This is a genomic window from Marinoscillum sp. 108 (genome assembly GCF_902506655.1).
GTDB classification, from domain to species: domain Bacteria; phylum Bacteroidota; class Bacteroidia; order Cytophagales; family Cyclobacteriaceae; genus Marinoscillum; species Marinoscillum luteum.
On the sequence record NZ_LR734808.1, the window covers coordinates 407,878 to 423,737 of the forward strand.

11 protein-coding genes are annotated in these 15,860 nt (G+C 46.2%); 3 read left to right on the top strand and 8 right to left on the bottom strand.

Annotated elements, in window-relative coordinates; all coding sequences use genetic code 11:
• Positions 1-5 precede the first annotated feature (5 nt).
• Positions 6-1,379: a TlpA family protein disulfide reductase gene (locus tag GV030_RS01670; protein ID WP_159579169.1), complete on the top strand. Its 1,374-nt coding sequence runs from the start codon at positions 6-8 to the stop codon at positions 1,377-1,379.
• Between the two features lie 112 nt (positions 1,380-1,491).
• Here GV030_RS01670 and GV030_RS01675 read toward each other — a convergent pair whose 3' ends face one another.
• The 3 genes from GV030_RS01675 to GV030_RS01685 form a co-directional block, all read right to left on the bottom strand.
• Positions 1,492-1,965: a hypothetical protein gene (locus GV030_RS01675; RefSeq protein WP_159579171.1), complete on the bottom strand. Its 474-nt coding sequence runs from the start codon at positions 1,963-1,965 to the stop codon at positions 1,492-1,494.
• A 152-nt stretch (positions 1,966-2,117) separates the two neighbouring features.
• A complete protein-coding gene (locus GV030_RS01680) occupies positions 2,118-2,675 on the bottom strand; it encodes an NADPH-dependent FMN reductase (RefSeq protein WP_159579173.1) in 558 nt (185 codons plus the stop codon).
• A gap of 130 nt (positions 2,676-2,805) precedes the next feature.
• Positions 2,806-3,417: a superoxide dismutase gene (locus GV030_RS01685; protein WP_221413266.1), complete on the bottom strand. Its 612-nt coding sequence runs from the start codon at positions 3,415-3,417 to the stop codon at positions 2,806-2,808.
• Between the two features lie 120 nt (positions 3,418-3,537).
• Here GV030_RS01685 and GV030_RS01690 point away from each other — a divergent pair, with 120 nt between their 5' ends.
• Positions 3,538-4,197, top strand: coding sequence for a metalloregulator ArsR/SmtB family transcription factor (locus GV030_RS01690; RefSeq protein WP_221413267.1), 660 nt, complete (start codon positions 3,538-3,540; stop codon positions 4,195-4,197).
• 47 nt (positions 4,198-4,244) lie between these two features.
• On the opposite strand, the gene GV030_RS01695 is transcribed toward GV030_RS01690, so the two are convergent.
• Entirely contained in the window at positions 4,245-5,228 is a 984-nt protein-coding gene (locus tag GV030_RS01695; RefSeq protein ID WP_159579175.1) for an aldo/keto reductase, read from the bottom strand.
• A 515-nt stretch (positions 5,229-5,743) separates the two neighbouring features.
• Here GV030_RS01695 and GV030_RS01700 point away from each other — a divergent pair.
• A complete protein-coding gene (locus tag GV030_RS01700) occupies positions 5,744-8,347 on the top strand; it encodes a T9SS type A sorting domain-containing protein (RefSeq protein ID WP_159579177.1) in 2,604 nt (867 codons plus the stop codon).
• Positions 8,348-8,373: 26 nt separating this feature from the next.
• Here GV030_RS01700 and GV030_RS01705 read toward each other — a convergent pair whose 3' ends face one another.
• From GV030_RS01705 to GV030_RS01720, 4 genes are all read right to left on the bottom strand, one after another.
• Positions 8,374-9,075 carry a hypothetical protein gene (locus tag GV030_RS01705; RefSeq protein ID WP_159579179.1) on the bottom strand — a complete coding sequence of 234 codons (702 nt, stop codon included), beginning with the start codon at positions 9,073-9,075 and terminating at the stop codon, positions 8,374-8,376.
• An 83-nt stretch (positions 9,076-9,158) separates the two neighbouring features.
• Positions 9,159-9,764 (bottom strand): YkgJ family cysteine cluster protein, encoded by a 606-nt coding sequence (locus GV030_RS01710; RefSeq protein WP_159579181.1) that lies wholly within the window; start codon positions 9,762-9,764, stop codon positions 9,159-9,161.
• A 163-nt stretch (positions 9,765-9,927) separates the two neighbouring features.
• Positions 9,928-15,180 (bottom strand): ATP-binding sensor histidine kinase, encoded by a 5,253-nt coding sequence (locus GV030_RS01715; RefSeq protein WP_159579183.1) that lies wholly within the window; start codon positions 15,178-15,180, stop codon positions 9,928-9,930.
• A gap of 9 nt (positions 15,181-15,189) precedes the next feature.
• Positions 15,190-15,852: a hypothetical protein gene (locus tag GV030_RS01720; RefSeq protein WP_159579185.1), complete on the bottom strand. Its 663-nt coding sequence runs from the start codon at positions 15,850-15,852 to the stop codon at positions 15,190-15,192.
• Between the last annotated feature and the right edge of the window lie 8 nt (positions 15,853-15,860).

Genomic DNA, 15,860 nt, shown 5'->3' on the forward strand with positions numbered 1-15,860 from the left:
TTGCGATGAGAAAAATCGTCCTGATGATCCTTTGGATTGCTCCATATTTAAGCCAGGGTCAGTCCGCAGAGATCAATTTCAGAATAAAGGATTTCAAAGACTCAATTGCCTACATAGGTTATCACTTTGGTCATCAGAAATACCTGATGGATACGCTGCCCGTTAGTGAAGATCGGTTTTCGATGAAGGTAAATCAACCTAAGCAGGGGATATACTTTATATATACACCGAGCTATTATTTTGAGTTCGTAATGGATGGGAAGTCATTTGGATTGGAAACCAGTGTGTCCGGAGGTTATGATCAGCTCAAAGTGAGTGGTTCTAAGGAGAATGAGCTTTTTAGGAGTTTTCAGGTGGAGATAGGTGGGTTGCAAAAGAAGCAAAGGTCTTTTGTGGAACGCCTCAAGGAAGCGACTGGTGAAGATTCGGTGCGGATCATGAAGGATATTCGTGAGGTGAATGTGCAAATGGAGGATGTGAGGAAAAAGCTCATTTCGGAGAACGACCAGTCATTTGTGGCGGCTTTTTTGCGACTGATGCGGGACCCTGATGTGCCGTCTCTGGATAGCATTAGCGATGAATCACAGCGGAAAATGCAGCGCTATACTTACTACAAGAGTCATTTCTTTGAGGAGGGGCAGCTACAGGATGGTCGCCTGCTGAGAACTCCACTGCTTTACCCTAAGGTGACCAAGTATTTTGATGAGGTGGTGATTCAGCAGCCGGACAGCCTGATCAGAGAGTTGGATTGGTTTTTTGGTCAGATCAAGCATGACGAGGAATCTTTCAGGTATTGGTTGGTGACCCTATTTAAGAAATATGCCGAGTCTAAGGTGATGGGGATGGATGCTGTGATGGTTCACATGATTGAAAACTTCTACCTGACAGGTAGGGCATCGTGGATTTCAGAGGAGTACGAGAAGACCCTCAGAGAGGAAGTAGCCTATGTGAAGCCGAATCTCATTGGCAAACAGGCACCACCGATCAATGCGGTGGATACGCTGATGCAGGCTTTTTCATTTTCAGACATTCAAACCGGGTACACTCTGCTATTTATTTACGACCCTGACTGTGGGCATTGTAAGAAATCAGTGAAAAAACTGGAAGAAGTGGACGGCCGGATGGCTGAGCTGGACATTACAGTGGTAGCCCTTTGTACCACCACTGATGTGAGCCGTTGGAAGAAATTTGTAGCAAGTCACAACCCCATGTGGGTTCACCTGATAGACCCTACAGGCAAGAGTTATTTCAGGGTTTCCTATGATGTGCGGAGCACCCCCAGAATCTACCTGCTGGATGCGGATAAGAGAATTCTGGCTAAGCGATTGGAAATTGATCAGTTCCTGGATGTGGTGGAGCGAATGAAAGAGGGTCTTTGATTGGTTGCTCAGTTTGGGTAGATTCCTTAGACACAGCCAAACAACTTTCTCAGGCATAAAAAAAGCTGTCCGTTATGGACAGCTTTTTATAGTTTGAATTTTCTAAATCTGATTAAGAACCGGCACTAAATACCAGTACATACTGACCAATGCCACCAACTCTTGCACCTGCTTCTGTCACATTAATGTTGAGAGAAACAGAGGTTCTAGCTGCATTTACCACAAAACTGGTAACTGAAGCAGATAATTCAGCTGATGCTGAATTAACAAGAATATTCGAGATATCACCAGCCTCACTCACAGAAAAAGTTCCGCCAGTAATATAGCTGCTGATGTCGCCACCTAATGTAAACGCCAGACCATCAGCTGTTTCAGTAAACTTAACTGTGAAGGTCCCAATGTCGAACGTGCCATTGACTCCTGAAACATCAGTTACTGAGGCATCAGCCGTCCATGTAGTGGACACGAGTGCTTCTGTCAATACTTCCTTCTCAGTTTTGTCGCCATCATCATCAGGTCCACAGCTCATAAAAGCAGACATGGACGCAACAGCGATCAATAGCAGGGTTTGTTTTACTTTTTTCATTTCTTTAAAAAGATTAGTTAAAGGATTAAAGTGGCTTGTCGCCATAAAGATACGTGTTGAGACTGATATTTTTTAAAGACTTATGAAAAAACTCCCATTCAACCTCTGAAAATCACTCTATATGGGTACTGAAATCCTATGCCTTGGTGACGCTAAACAGTAAAATTGCTTGGCAGTCGATCACTGAGCAACGTAGACATTAATTCGATTTTTTCAAGGTAGTCGGGGCTCATTTCCTGATTATCGGCTACAAAAAGATTGCCGCGAACGATGGGAATGCTGTAAGGAAGCACCCATGCCCGCAACGCCTTTGCTACAGCATCCATTGCATTAATGCCCTGCATAGCCTGGGCACCATCGGCCCAACAGACAAGCCCGATGATCTTATTGGTCAGATAAGGAACTTCTTCACGTGCGCTGATTTCTAACCAATCAAGGCAGTTTTTCATGGCACCAGTCATACTGCCATGATAGAGTGGAGTGAGCCAAATGTGCATATCTGCGGCTCTGAAAGTACTCACCATGTCCACAACTGATGATGGAGTTTCTTCAAAACTAAAATCGAAGAGCGGAATGCCAGCCTCGGATAGGTGAAACGTGGTAACCGTAGCTCCACGCTGCTCCAGATGATTTGTAAAGGCCCGGGCAATGCGGGTAGGTGTTGTGTTGGATTGGCTTTCTAATGAACCATTGAAAATGAGGATGTTCATTCTTTGTGGGTCTTTTGGTCTGCTGGACAGTTTTGATTTTTTATAAAAACGACAAAGGTACAGAATGGGAGGCGATTTTATCGAGCATACCCATTATGTACCTTTGTGAGAGAGATTTATGGAGTTAGGCTTAGCCTACCACTTTGGCATAATTGGCCTCTACAGCTTTCCAGTCCAGCACATTCCAAAAAGCAGTGATGTAATCCGGTCGTTTGTTTTGGTACTTCAGGTAATAGGCATGTTCCCAAACATCCAATCCAAGAATAGGCGTACCATTCTCAGGATTCACATCCATCAAAGGATTGTCCTGATTGGGCGTGGAGGCAATGGCCACCTCGCCATCGGCAGTGACGTAGAGCCATGCCCAGCCAGACCCAAAGCGGGTAGCCGCTGCTTGTTCGAATTGTGTTTTGAAATCCGCTAAACTTCCCCATTTCTTATCAATGGCTGCCTTGAGCGCACCTTCAGGGGCTTTGGCAGGGCTGGGCGAAAGAATGGTCCAGAAAAGTGAGTGGTTGTAATGACCTCCGCCATTGTTACGCACTCCGGCTCCAAACTTGCTGATGTTTTTAATGATTTCTTCCAGGGATTTTCCTTCTGCCTCAGTGCCCTTGATGGCATCATTCAGCTTGTTCACATAAGCCTGATGGTGCTTGGTGTGGTGAATCTCCATGGTAGCTGTATCGATATGGGCATCCAGTGCATTGTATGCATAGGGTAATGCAGGTAGTTCGAAAGACATAATTTCAGTGTTTTATGATTTTGAAATGATTTTAAAAGAAAGTTTTGTGACACTTTTTGGCTGATCCCTTGCTGTCACGTGGCAAAAGTATTTTATTTGCATAATAAAACAAGTAAAAACTTGGAAAAATATTCAGCCCTTGGTTTTGTCTCTTTGAATCAAACGCAGAAGCGAATGCTCATGTATTTGAAAATGCATGGCGCACAACCCGCGGCTGTTTTAGCCGGTGAGATGGGACTGACCAACGAGGGTGCCCGACAGCACCTCATGCGGATGATGGAAGAGGGATGGATCTCCTCCGAAAGTCAGTCGAAGGGGGTGGGGAGGCCGATTATTCTGTATAAAATCACAGCTGCTGGTTTTGGGCTTTTTCCTGATGCTCATGCCGAACTCACGCTACAGTTGCTCACTTCGGTGAAGGCGTTGTTTGGACAGGAGGGATTGGATCGGCTCATCCAGTCGAGGGAGCAGGAAACTTTGAAGCAATACCAATCGGGAGTGGAGGGAATGGGCCGTCTGGAGGATCGTCTGGACTATCTGGTAAGCATTCGCTCAGCGGAGGGCTATATGGCTGAGTGGTATCAGGACGGAGATCTCTATTTTTTGGTGGAGAACCATTGTCCCATCTGTGCTGCAGCTACCCGGTGCCAGGGCTTTTGTCAAGCTGAACTTCAGAACTTCAGGCAAACCCTTGGTGAAGGCGTGAAGGTGGAGCGGGTGGAGCATATCGTACAAGGGGCCAGACGTTGCGCCTATCAAATCACGACATTAGATAAGTGAAAACCAAAGGAGCTACCGGTTGGCGGCTCCTTTAGTTTCATTGATTTTCAGATTTCGGAAAGCGCTGAGTTGATGAAGGAAATCTCCTCCGTGGAGAGGTTCAGGGCCGCTGCGCCTGCATTTTGTACAGACTGAGTGGCATCTCTCGCTCCCGCCAGAGCGATGGTGATTCCCGGGCGTTCTATTGTCCACTTGAGCACCAGCTGAGCCAGTGTAGCACCTTTCTCATCAGCCAGGGGCTTGATTTTCTCCAGGAATGCATTGGTTTTCAGAATACTTTCTTCGGTGAAGAATCTATTGGTAGAGCGGTGATCACCCTCCTGAAATTTCTGACCCGGTTTGATTTTCCCCGTAAGTAGTCCTCGTTCCAGAGGACTATAGGCCAGTACAGATTTGTTATTGACTATGCAGTAGGGTACGGTTTTATCTTCTACTTTTTTGTTGACCATGCTGAAGGGAATCTGATTCGAAACCAGCTTTACGGCTTTTTCGGCCTCCGCCATCTGAGCAGCGGTGTAGTTGCATACTCCCGCATGCCTGACTTTACCCTGCTCTATCAGCCTGGCCACGGCTTCAAAGGTTTCTATGATAGGGGTGGTGGAGTCGTTCCAGTGGATCTGGTATAAGTCAATGTAATCGGTTTTCAAGCGTTTCAAGCTGTCTTCACATTCTTTGATTACACTTTCCTTCCCTGCATATTTATAGATATCTATGTCTTTACCACTATTGTCTTTGCTGGCAAAAAAGAAGTCGCCCCTGGAGGTATCCCATCTCATTCCAAATTTGGTCAGGATTTGTACTTGATCCCTGGGAATGTCTTTGATGGCTTCTCCCACAATCTCTTCACTGGTACCTTGTCCGTAGATGGGAGCGGTGTCTATGGAGGTGACTCCCTGATCATATGCGGATCGTATGGCAGCCACAGCCTGGCTACGCTCTGTTTTGCCCCACATCCATCCTCCGGCGGCCCAGGCGCCAAAAGTGATTACTGATACGTTGAGGTCACTGTCTCCTAGCTTTCTGTATTGCATTTTTTGAAAATGTTAGCGTTTGATTAAAATCTGGTTTGGGGCGGGCTTTGTTTCTCAACAATAGCCCTTTCAAAAGGTTTGGATTTTGACCTTAATCAGTACCTAATATTAACATAAGATTCTGACTTGAGCCATTTCTACCCCTCCTTAAAGTTTTTGATGATTTCCAATGCTGATTTATGGGGGTTTCCAGAATGATTAAGTGTATTCAACAACGCTAATTTGAAGGGAGTTGTCAATATCGGGAACAAAGGCAAAATCTATAGTCTTTATCCAAACAAGAAAGTATTGTGATTAATACCAAACTCAGGTCAGGCCAATATTTTTTTAAAGGAAAAATGAAGAGATAGATGACTGCCCAGTTTTAGAGCTTATCCCACTTAATGGTTGATTGGGAGCAGGAAAACTTATTTTTATTCAGATCATAAAACGCACAACATCTCACTGAATCCATCGTATATTGAGCCAATTTATCCGGAGGAGACTTTCATAAAACCGGGTATTCGATAAGTTCAATGAACGATAAGATTCGGGTTTTACTTATGGTTTCGCTGGTATTATTAGCGGAAACAAAAGGTTTAGCCAGTCAACAGGGACCAAATGGCCCCGGTACGTCTACCACCTCAGGTAGTACCTCCTACAATTGGTCCAATCCCTCCAATGCAACTTTTGACAACACGAGTGCCGCTACGGCATCCATCGTTGGAGCCGGGAATATGACCAATACCTTGCGCCTGACCAATTTTGGTTTTAGCATTCCCGTGGGGGCTACCATCAATGGGATTTTGGTAGAGATCCGCATGCAGGGAGCTAACGGAAAAACACAAGACCAGACTATCCAACTCAGGAAGTCCACAGGCCCCGTCGGGACCAACAAGGCGCGCAAGAATTCGGCATGGCCAAAAAAGAATCCGAGGTATATCCGATTTGGTGGATCATCGGACCTTTGGGGAACAACCTGGACCCATAGTGAACTCAATAATACGGCTTTCGGAATAGATATAGTGGCAAAATCCCGGAATGGAACGGCCGCTCCCCGGGTGGAATATGTTCGGATTACAGTTACTTATAATCAGATATCTTATTACTCTAAGTCCACGGGTGACCTTCATACGCTGGCCACTTGGGGGACCAACACCAATGGAACAGGGACTGCTCCGTCCAGTTTCACTGCAGACGGGCAGGTGTTTAATTTGAGAAACAGGACCACCGCTGCTCTTACAGGCAACCTGACCATAAGCGGAGCTGGCAGCAAGCTGGTGAATGGAGACGGTACGAATGCTATCAATTTCACCATTCCTGCTACGTTTGCTTACTCTGGGATGGTGGACGTGTCCAATAACGCCACGATCACGATTAACCACTTGACGGTACCTACATTTGGGACCATATCCCGTGGTAGCAACGGTGGTGCCTCCACGGTGGTCTTCGGAGCTTCGGGTAGCCAGAGTATTGATGGCAGAGCGTTTCATCACCTGACCATATCGGGCTCTGGTACTAAAACGCTGACTGGCACAGCGGGGGCAGAGGGGAAACTGACCATTGGTAGTGGTAGTACTTTTTCTGATGGCGGATACATTTTTACCATCGATGGAAATATTGAGAATTCGGGCATCCACCAGAGCCTGACCGATGGGGTGATCATTATGAACGGCACTGCCAGCCAGACCCTCCTGGGCTCAGCGGGAGTCTATGGTCATTTGGAGATCGATAATACGTCCGGAGTGACCCTCACGACGAGCACAACCGTTTCGGGCACCTTATATTTGACCTCCGGAGCACTTTCCATAGGTGCCAATACGCTAAATCTCTCCGGAAATACTCAGGTGACCGGTGGCACTTTGACAGGTGGAGCCAGCTCCACGCTGAATATTACCGGAACCGGATCATTGGGAACGCTCAGCTTCACTTCCGGAGCTCAGTCTGTTAATCATTTCACTTTAAACCGCACTTCGGGAGATGTAACACTGTCTACTCCACTGACGATCAATACCACACTGACAATGACCTCAGGAAACATCCTCAATGGAGCCAATGCTTTGACACTGGGCACTTCTACTTCTTCCAGAGGGACACTTAACTGGACTTCCGGGATTGTGACGGGTTCTTTTACCAGGTGGTTTACCAATGCCACCAACGCCGGTACCACAGGCCTGTTTCCCATAGGCACATCCACCGATTACCGACCTGCCAGGATCAACTTCACCTCAGCTCCGGGTACCGGAGGTAAGCTGACCGTACAGTTTGTGGAAGGACACCCGGGAAATGCCGGTCTTCCGCTTTCAGAGTCAGGGGGCAATATCGACAGGATAGGGGTGACAGGAGTATGGGGCATATCGGCTACTACCCTGAGTGGCGGACTCTATACGGCTGATTTTACAGCCACCAACTTTGTGGGTGTGGATGATTATACCAAGTTGCACCTGCTTTACCGAACCAATTCTGCTTCCAATTGGGCACTCAATGGCACCCATCAAACCACCACCGGTTCGAATGCTGCGCCCGTTTTACAGCGCACGGGCATGTCGGGATTCGGTGAGTATGGCGTGGGGGGTGACCAGACCGATAATAGCCTGCCTGTGGAGTTGCTTTATTTTAAAATGCTCCAAAAGGGAAATGCACTGGCGCTGAGTTGGTCTACGGCCTCCGAGCTGGACAATGATTACTTTGAATTGGAGCAAAGCCTGAACGGTAGAGACTGGCTAATGCTGGCACAAGTGCCGGGGCATGGCACCTCTGATATACAGCACGATTATATGCTGGAAACAAAGGCTCCCAGTGTAGGGACGTACTATCGTCTGACCCAGTTTGACTTTGACGGGAAAATGGAACGACTTGGCACATTGTACTACACCAGGGATGAGCGGAATTCCGCGAGTGCTTTGAACTTATATCCCAATCCGGCAAGAGCAGGTGGCGAAGTGTGTTTTATTGACCATCAAGGCGGAGAAATCCCGGGTACTGTTATGCTCCGAAGCATCCGTGGGGGCATTATTCGTGTGATTGATCAGAACAATGAAGGATACTTTATCCTTCCTGATGCACTCCCTTCAGGGGTTTATTTACTCTCGTGGACTGTTGGAGGAAAAGTGTATAGTTCTAAGTTGGTAGTGCGATAATTCCTTTTGGGGAGGGGCGGAAGAACTTAATTTTTGCTTAAATCTGATTTTAACTTTTCCCATTCATCCTGTTTATAATAACCGATCAGCCGCCCCTGCTGGTCAATAAGCATAAAAGATGGATAATCAACGATCTGATACCGCATGGAAAACCCCCTGCCATCAGGAACTATTTGGGTTTGGTATTGACTTGGCTCCAGAATAGATTCTATTTCCCTTTGAACACCCTGAAAAATAGTGATTGTCTTCAGAGGGATGTTCTTTTTAAGAACTCCGACCTCAGAATCAAATGAATCGAATCTTGATAGATTGAAGATCGGAGGCTTGACGGTGAGTTGAAAGTGGAGTAGAACGTAATAACCGCTTAGCTTTTCTAAGTTGAGCAGGTCCCCATTTAATGACTTCATGATAAATGTAGGTACAATTTCTCCAACCTGAGGGCGCCGAGAGATATCCCTCATATTTATCGGAGCATAGGGATTGGATGTATCTATTACAAATGTGGATGCTTGCCCATATTGATCCATTTGAGGCTCAAAAGCCGGATTTCCATTGGTTATCAACTGTGTCAATTCCTCTTCACTCAAGAGCCTTCCACTTTCTCTGTCATACACCGTACCTACACTTATTTTGACGGAAGAAGACGAGCTGTATTGGGCAACAGAGTTGGTGTGAGCTAGCACCAGGGTGAGGGCGGTCAGGAAAAAAGAGGGTATAAAGTGTTTCACGCGAGTATTTTTTAGTGTGAAACTACCCTATGGACAGAGTTATTACAAATGATATGAGAATATTTCCGCTGTGCGTGGAGTTTTTAAGCCGCTCCCTTGATCCTTGGGAATGGTCGGTAGGCGTAGTGGTGGAGCACCGTTTCTATGGCTGCTTTGATTGCCTCGTTGATCGGCAGGATTTGATTGCCAAGCTGAAAGTCAATTTGCATGAGTTTTTTGTAGTAATCAGAAAACACGGGTACATATTCATGCCTTGTGAGCATGGCTACGGCTTTTTCATAGCTTTCCACCTGCTGCTCCTTAATGAGCTTGCAGGTGACCATTTTGAGTTCTCCAAACTTGTCCCTGGAGGAGCCATAGCCAAAGAGTCTACAGATCAGGCCACGATAGGCGTAGTTTCCACAGCTGCCTTTGGTGTTGTCAATAACTGATAGAGGTGAGTAGATCAGGCAAATCGAAGATTGTTCAAGTGTGATTTGCTCCAGTGTAGCTTCTGCCTTTCCGGTAAGGAATAGATGGAAGGCCAGCGGCAGAAATTCAAGCGGACTGGCTTCAATGTCAGGTTTGGTACAGCATTTCCCACAGCCTGAGATACAATGCACCCCGGTAGCACCACGAAACTGGCTAATCTCCTCATCGAGGCGCCCGAACAACCGTTCGACCGCTCTCACCTTGCGTACAATAGACATAGAACGAGACGCAAATATACGCTTGCCGCATTGATTTGTGTGAGTTATTTTTCGAGCTGCCGGGAGTCAGCAGACCGAAGTGATGGTATGTTGAAGCATCCTATGGAGACACCATAAAATAGGGGGCTTTAAGAAACAGAGAATCGAATGGGTTTGCCGAAATTTAATTTCGATCTATGGGAAACTCCACAAAGAACTGTGATCCTTCCTCGTATTCACTTTTGCACCAGATGCGCCCGTCCATGGCTTCTACATACTTTTTCACAATGGCCAACCCAAGCCCTGTTGATTCTTCGCCACCTGTAGGTTTAGCGCTCAGGGTTTGAAACTTACTAAAAAGCAACTTTTGGTCACGGGTGCTGATCCCCTGTCCGTTGTCTTCTACGGAAATGCGATAATAGTCACCCCCGGCGATGAGTTCGAGCCGAACCTGTATTTGACCCCCGGGTTGGGTGTATTTGATGGCGTTGGTTATGAGGTTACTGATGATCTGATTAAAATATCCCGGATCAATGGCTGTGGGCAGTTGTGCTTCATCGCTTTGGAAGGAGTAGTTAATGTCCTTTTCTTTGGCCATAGCCTCAAAGGCTTTCACCTCTTCATTCAGCAAGTTTACCATGTCCACTTCACTGTAGTTGAGGTTGATTTCCCTTGAATTGATGGCACTTACATTGAGGATGCGACTGATAAACCCTTCCATGCGATTGCTGGATTCGATCACATAGCCCAGAAACTCTTCAGCTTCCTTAGGATCTTTATTCTTTAAAGCCAGATTGGTATACCCTTTAATGAGGTGCAAAGGATTTCGGAGGTCATGAGAGACCACACTGATCAGAAAGTCCTTTTCTTCATTCAACTCTGTTAGTTGTAGGTTTTGGTGGTTCAGTTTATTTTTTTGCTTTTCGATTTCACGGGTACGTTCTTCCACTCGCTGTTCCAATTGGTCATAGAGCAGCGCATTGTGCAGGGTAATGGCTATTTGACCAGAAAGTAGAGAAAGGAGGTCGGTACGCTCCGCGGTAAAACTCCCTTTGGTCAACCTATTTTCTAGGTAAATGATCCCCAATAAGGCTTGTTGATGGATGACAGGCATGCACAAAATGCTCGCTATCGAATGGGTCTGAAGGTACTGATCCTGATGAAAGCGCTCATCTTTTTCGGCATGGTCGAGGAGTACAGTATCCTGGGTTCTCCGAACATATTGTATGACCGAAACGGGTAAATCAGAAACTTCCGATATTTCCCTGGCGGGCACCATTTTAGCCTCTTCGTTCACAGAACTTCTGGCATAGAGCTCCAATACATCGTTGTTCAAAAAAACGAAGGCACCAGACTGTGCACCAGCATTTTCGGTGAGTATATCCAGAAGAGTAGGGATGGCCCTACTGAGTTTAATTTCGCTGGAAATGGTGGTGGCCGCTTTCAATACTGAAGCCAGATCCAGCAGATTATTTCCACTAAGAGAGCCATATGAAAAGGAACCTCCACTGAAGGAGGTGTGGATGGACCGGTCTTTTCGTTCTTCCAAATAGGGAAATTCATCCTTCAGTTGGTTGGCTTTTGCCCTGGCGCCCCATTTCCGATAGGTCTTCAATGCTTTACCCATATAGTAGCTTTGAAGTTCTTCGTTACCGCTCTGTCCATGGTGTCTTCCTGCCAGCTCATAGCAGAGGGCCAGCTCATTCAGGTATTCATTGGTTTCTGCAGCTTTGATACATTGATCATAAGCTCCTTTGACGGATTGATCAGCACGTATGACGGACAAAGTCTCTGCTTCCACCAATAGATATTTGTGCAGGTAGTTGGTAGGGGAATGCTCTGACCAGCGCTTCATTTTCTTCTGGTTGGCTTTCACTTGCCCCAGGTGCTTTTTTCGCTGGGAAGAAGAGGCGGTTGCGTAAAGTTTGAGCCTTACTAGCGAGTCATAAAAATTAACTAGCGGAATGTATGCTGTGCTCAAGACTACCTCGAGATACTTTTTCGTGGAAATCATGCCCTGAAAGGCTTCTTCATATCTCCCGAATAGGAAATTGAGATAAAGCTGATAGAAGGAAATATGGAACAGCGCTGTATCGTCCTCTCGGAGTTCTTTTTTATAATCATCAGATTCAAATGCCCTCTGACTAAAAACACTGCCTTCCAGCTCCCAGGGAAGTTCTGATCCAGAAGAGAGGTTGTGAATTCCTTGATAGACGATCTTCATATACTGATGATAGCTCTCCTGTTTAAGCGAGGGCATACGCTCCAGCGAATGTTCTATTTCCGGGACAAGCTCGTCTAGTCTCAGTCCTGAGAGAAAGCCGGTACAGGCCTTGAGAAATGCTGCACTCGCGGCATACTGATTGTCCCCAATTTCCATGGCGGCCAGATAGGCCTCTTCGTATGGGTCCAATGCGGTTCTCAAAGGATCTTTCCAGTGATTGATAAAGCCATAAAAGATTACCAAAGTTTTGGGCACGACAGCCTTGTACCGTGACGATTTTTGCAGAAGCCTCAGTGATAATTGACCAAACTCATAGCCAGTGGAGTAGTCCCTCAGTACTCCGCACAAAATAGTACCGTAGCCACCATAAAAGGGAATGGAATCAATGGAGTTGCCGTATTGGATAGACAACCGAATGGATTTTAAAATAACGATGGGGAAGAGTTTGGGAAAGTTGTGGTATGATGCCGTACTGATGCTTGTCATCATGTTGATGGCTAATGCCATGTGCTCATCCTCCATATCAGGTAGCGACTCAAAATACCCGGTCTTTTTTCCAATCAGTTTGAGTTTGGTTTGAACCAAACCTACCAGTATATCGGTATCACTCGGACGGGAGGGGAGTTTGATGCCAACCTCTTTCAGAATAGAGAGCCCGTAAGTGATTAAGTCCAGATGCTTGCTCCTCGCAATGTAGGATTGAATGAAGACATTATGGGGCTGGAGATACTCCATTTTGGAAGTAGCTTTCCTGAGAAGCAAGTCTCCGATACTTTTCATCTGATCATATTTCCCCAGGATATAGTAAGTCTCCATAGTAGTCAGATGCAGTGCCTGGAGAAGCGAATGATTCGTCATCCAGTCTGAGTCTTCCAGCGTGCGGAGGGCAGCTTCGAAATAGTCGATGGCTGACTCATAGGCAGATGAAGCTTTAGCTTTGCTGCCAGCCATATAATTCAGTTCACACAGCCGTATTCTATAGCCATCATCGGCTTTGCCAATTCCTCTATTGAGTTGATTGACTACCTCAAACACCTGGTCACTGTGTTTTTCCAGGTCAATATTGTGAAGAAGCAGCTCGCCGATGCGCTGATGTACCTTTGCTTTCTCCTTGTCTGGTATCAGCTCATACGCTGCCTGTCTGATTCTGTCATGAGCAAAACGATAAGTCAGCATGGTGTCAGCCTCAGGATTTTTGAGTTGAGCGATGTGTGCTACATCTCCGTGGCTTTCTTCTACAAAAAGCAACTGTTCTATTACAGCCTGCCACAGGTCACTCATGAGGTCTCTGGTTCCGGGTTCCTGTATGTAGCTGAGTGTTTTCAGATGAAACCGATCTCCGATACAAGCCCCCAGGGTGAGTTGTTGCTGAGTTCCCGGGTTCATTTTGCGGAGCTTATCCACCATAAAGTCCACCACATTTTCAGTGTAATTGGTGCTTTCCAATTGCTCAATGTCCCATTCCCAGCTCCCCGTTCCGGCTGTTGTGCCGTGCTGATATGTGATCAATCCTTTCTCGTAGATTGATTTTAAAAATTGATTCACGAAAAACGGGTTCCCGGCGGTCTTGGTCTGTACGATATGGGTGAGTTCTCTGGCCTTTCGCTCATTACAAGAAAAAGTATCCATGATCATGGACTGAGTATCGGTAAAAGACAGGTCTTCCAGATGGATTTGCTGGATGGTTACTCCCTGCTTGGGCAGTTCACTGAAGACCACATTGAAGGGATGTTTTGAATCGATCTCGTTGTCCCGGTATGCCCCTATAAAATAGAAGTGAGTCAGTTCATTATCAATGATCAGGTTTCGGATCAGCTTCAGAGAAGCATTGTCTGCCCATTGTAAATCATCTATAAAGAGTACCAGTGGGTGTTCCTTTGTGGCCAGTACTTTGATAAACTGTGTGAAAACATAATTGAAGCGATTTTGAGCTTCATTGATACCAAGTATGGGAAGGTTATCCTGCTTTCCTACAATCAATTCCAGGTTCGGAATGAAATCGGTAATTAGTTTTCCCTGGTCTTTAAGCGCCTCCTGCAGGCGCCCCCTCCAATGGGCCAGGCGTTGCTCATTTTCGGACAAAATGAGAGAAATAAATGAGCTGATGGCCTGACTGATGGCCTGATAGGGTCTGTCTTTTTGAAATTGCTGGTGTTTTCCTTTGATGAAATATCCCTTCTTGCCAGTGATGGGTTTGTGAATTTCATAGAGCAAAGAGGTCTTACCGGTACCGGATTTGCCAGAGACCAGGGTAACTTCCTTCTGCCCAGAGCCTATGTTTTCAACAGCACTGAGTAGCTGGCTGATTTGCTCCTCTCGTCCATATATTTTGGAGGGGATGAGGAACCTCCCAGACTCATCATTTTGTGCCAGTTCAAAATGTTGTATTTCCACCCTGAGTGCGGCCTGGTTCATGCATTTTTTCAGATCCTCCAACAAGCCCCTGGCCGACTGATATCGTTTTTCTACATCTTTTGATAGTAGCTTGAGAATGATGTCCGAAAAGACTGTGGGAATCTCATGATTGATACTAGAAAGGGGTTGAGGAGTTATAGCAAGATGAGCATGAATGAGTTCCAGAGGATCAGCCGCATTGAATGGGAGCTGACCAGTGAAAAGTTCATAGAGAACCACACCTAATGAATACAAGTCTGAGCGGTAATCAACAGCATGATTGACCCGACCTGTCTGCTCAGGCGAGATGTAAGGGAGGGTGCCGAGCAGCTGATCACTCATTCCCTTGATATTCAACTTAGTGTCCACATTGATCGCCAATCCAAAATCGATGATGTTGGTCATCATCTGATCGTTGATCAAAATATTATGGGCACTAATGTCTCTGTGAATAAGGTTATACTGACTATGCACCTCATGCAGGGCTTCACAAATTTGAATGGCCACCTTTAGGCAATCGATAAATGTGCGGGGCTTTTCATTAACCCAGCTTTTTAGCGAAATTCCGTCAAAGTACTCAAGCACCAAAATGGGAGACTGGCTATCTTCTATCAGATCAATGGAGCCTCTTACACCCCTGGTACTGACACCCCGAAGGTACTTGTCTTCATTGTAGAGCTGTGAGGAATGCGGATGGTAATTAAAGTCCTCCTTCATCACTTTTAGAATGACCTCCCGACCATAGGTATCATCACTCAATTGGTAAATTGAGGAATTAAATCCTTCGGCTATTTTGGATGCTCTTTCTAAAATCTTCATGATGGGGCTTTATCCTCCTATCCAGTAAGCAATGAGGGCACTCAAATATATCCACAGCCCGCAAATGATCCCTAGAACCGTGGCGGAGATTGCTCCTTTATTCGATGAACGGGTCAATAGGAGAGGTAAGGACAGGGAGATGAGCCCCTCGCAGATGATCACGTAAACCGGAGCATTGAAAATCATCGGGGCATTTGGATGATACCACCACCATCCGGCATCTTTTGCCAGGTGCTCATAGAGAGGGATGTACATGGCCCCCGCAAGCCCTAGAATGATGGCTGCCATTGGCCATCCCTTCCATTTGGAAAGGAGCAACCCGTAATAACCCAGCTGGATGAGTACATTGGCCCATGCGAAAGGCATGTAAGCAGGGGAGCTCCAGATCATGGCTTCTTTACCCGGATACACCAGGCTGTTGATGGTGTCTACCAGATAGTGATCCGTAAATAATTCCATCATTCCGGCAGCCAACCCGAAGAGGATGAGCCGACTCAATGTGCTGTCTCTGGTAATGAACGCATATAGGATGTATACCCCAAAAAGACCATATGAGATGATAGCCGCCGACAATGGCCCGGATTCGAGTATCGAACTGCCTATGGACCAGATCATCAAAACGGACTGAGTGATTACAATGAACCAGGTAAGTTTTTTATTAGTTGTGATCATTTCGTGTT

Coding starts and splice junctions, on each gene's coding strand:
- GV030_RS01670 (WP_159579169.1), top strand. CDS start 6: ATGAGAAAAATCGTCCTGATGATCCTTTGGATTGCTCCATATTTAAGC.
- GV030_RS01675 (WP_159579171.1), bottom strand. CDS start 1,965: ATGAAAAAAGTAAAACAAACCCTGCTATTGATCGCTGTTGCGTCCATG.
- GV030_RS01680 (WP_159579173.1), bottom strand. CDS start 2,675: ATGAACATCCTCATTTTCAATGGTTCATTAGAAAGCCAATCCAACACA.
- GV030_RS01685 (WP_221413266.1), bottom strand. CDS start 3,417: ATGTCTTTCGAACTACCTGCATTACCCTATGCATACAATGCACTGGAT.
- GV030_RS01695 (WP_159579175.1), bottom strand. CDS start 5,228: ATGCAATACAGAAAGCTAGGAGACAGTGACCTCAACGTATCAGTAATC.
- GV030_RS01700 (WP_159579177.1), top strand. CDS start 5,744: ATGAACGATAAGATTCGGGTTTTACTTATGGTTTCGCTGGTATTATTA.
- GV030_RS01710 (WP_159579181.1), bottom strand. CDS start 9,764: ATGTCTATTGTACGCAAGGTGAGAGCGGTCGAACGGTTGTTCGGGCGC.
- GV030_RS01715 (WP_159579183.1), bottom strand. CDS start 15,180: ATGAAGATTTTAGAAAGAGCATCCAAAATAGCCGAAGGATTTAATTCC.
- GV030_RS01720 (WP_159579185.1), bottom strand. CDS start 15,852: ATGATCACAACTAATAAAAAACTTACCTGGTTCATTGTAATCACTCAG.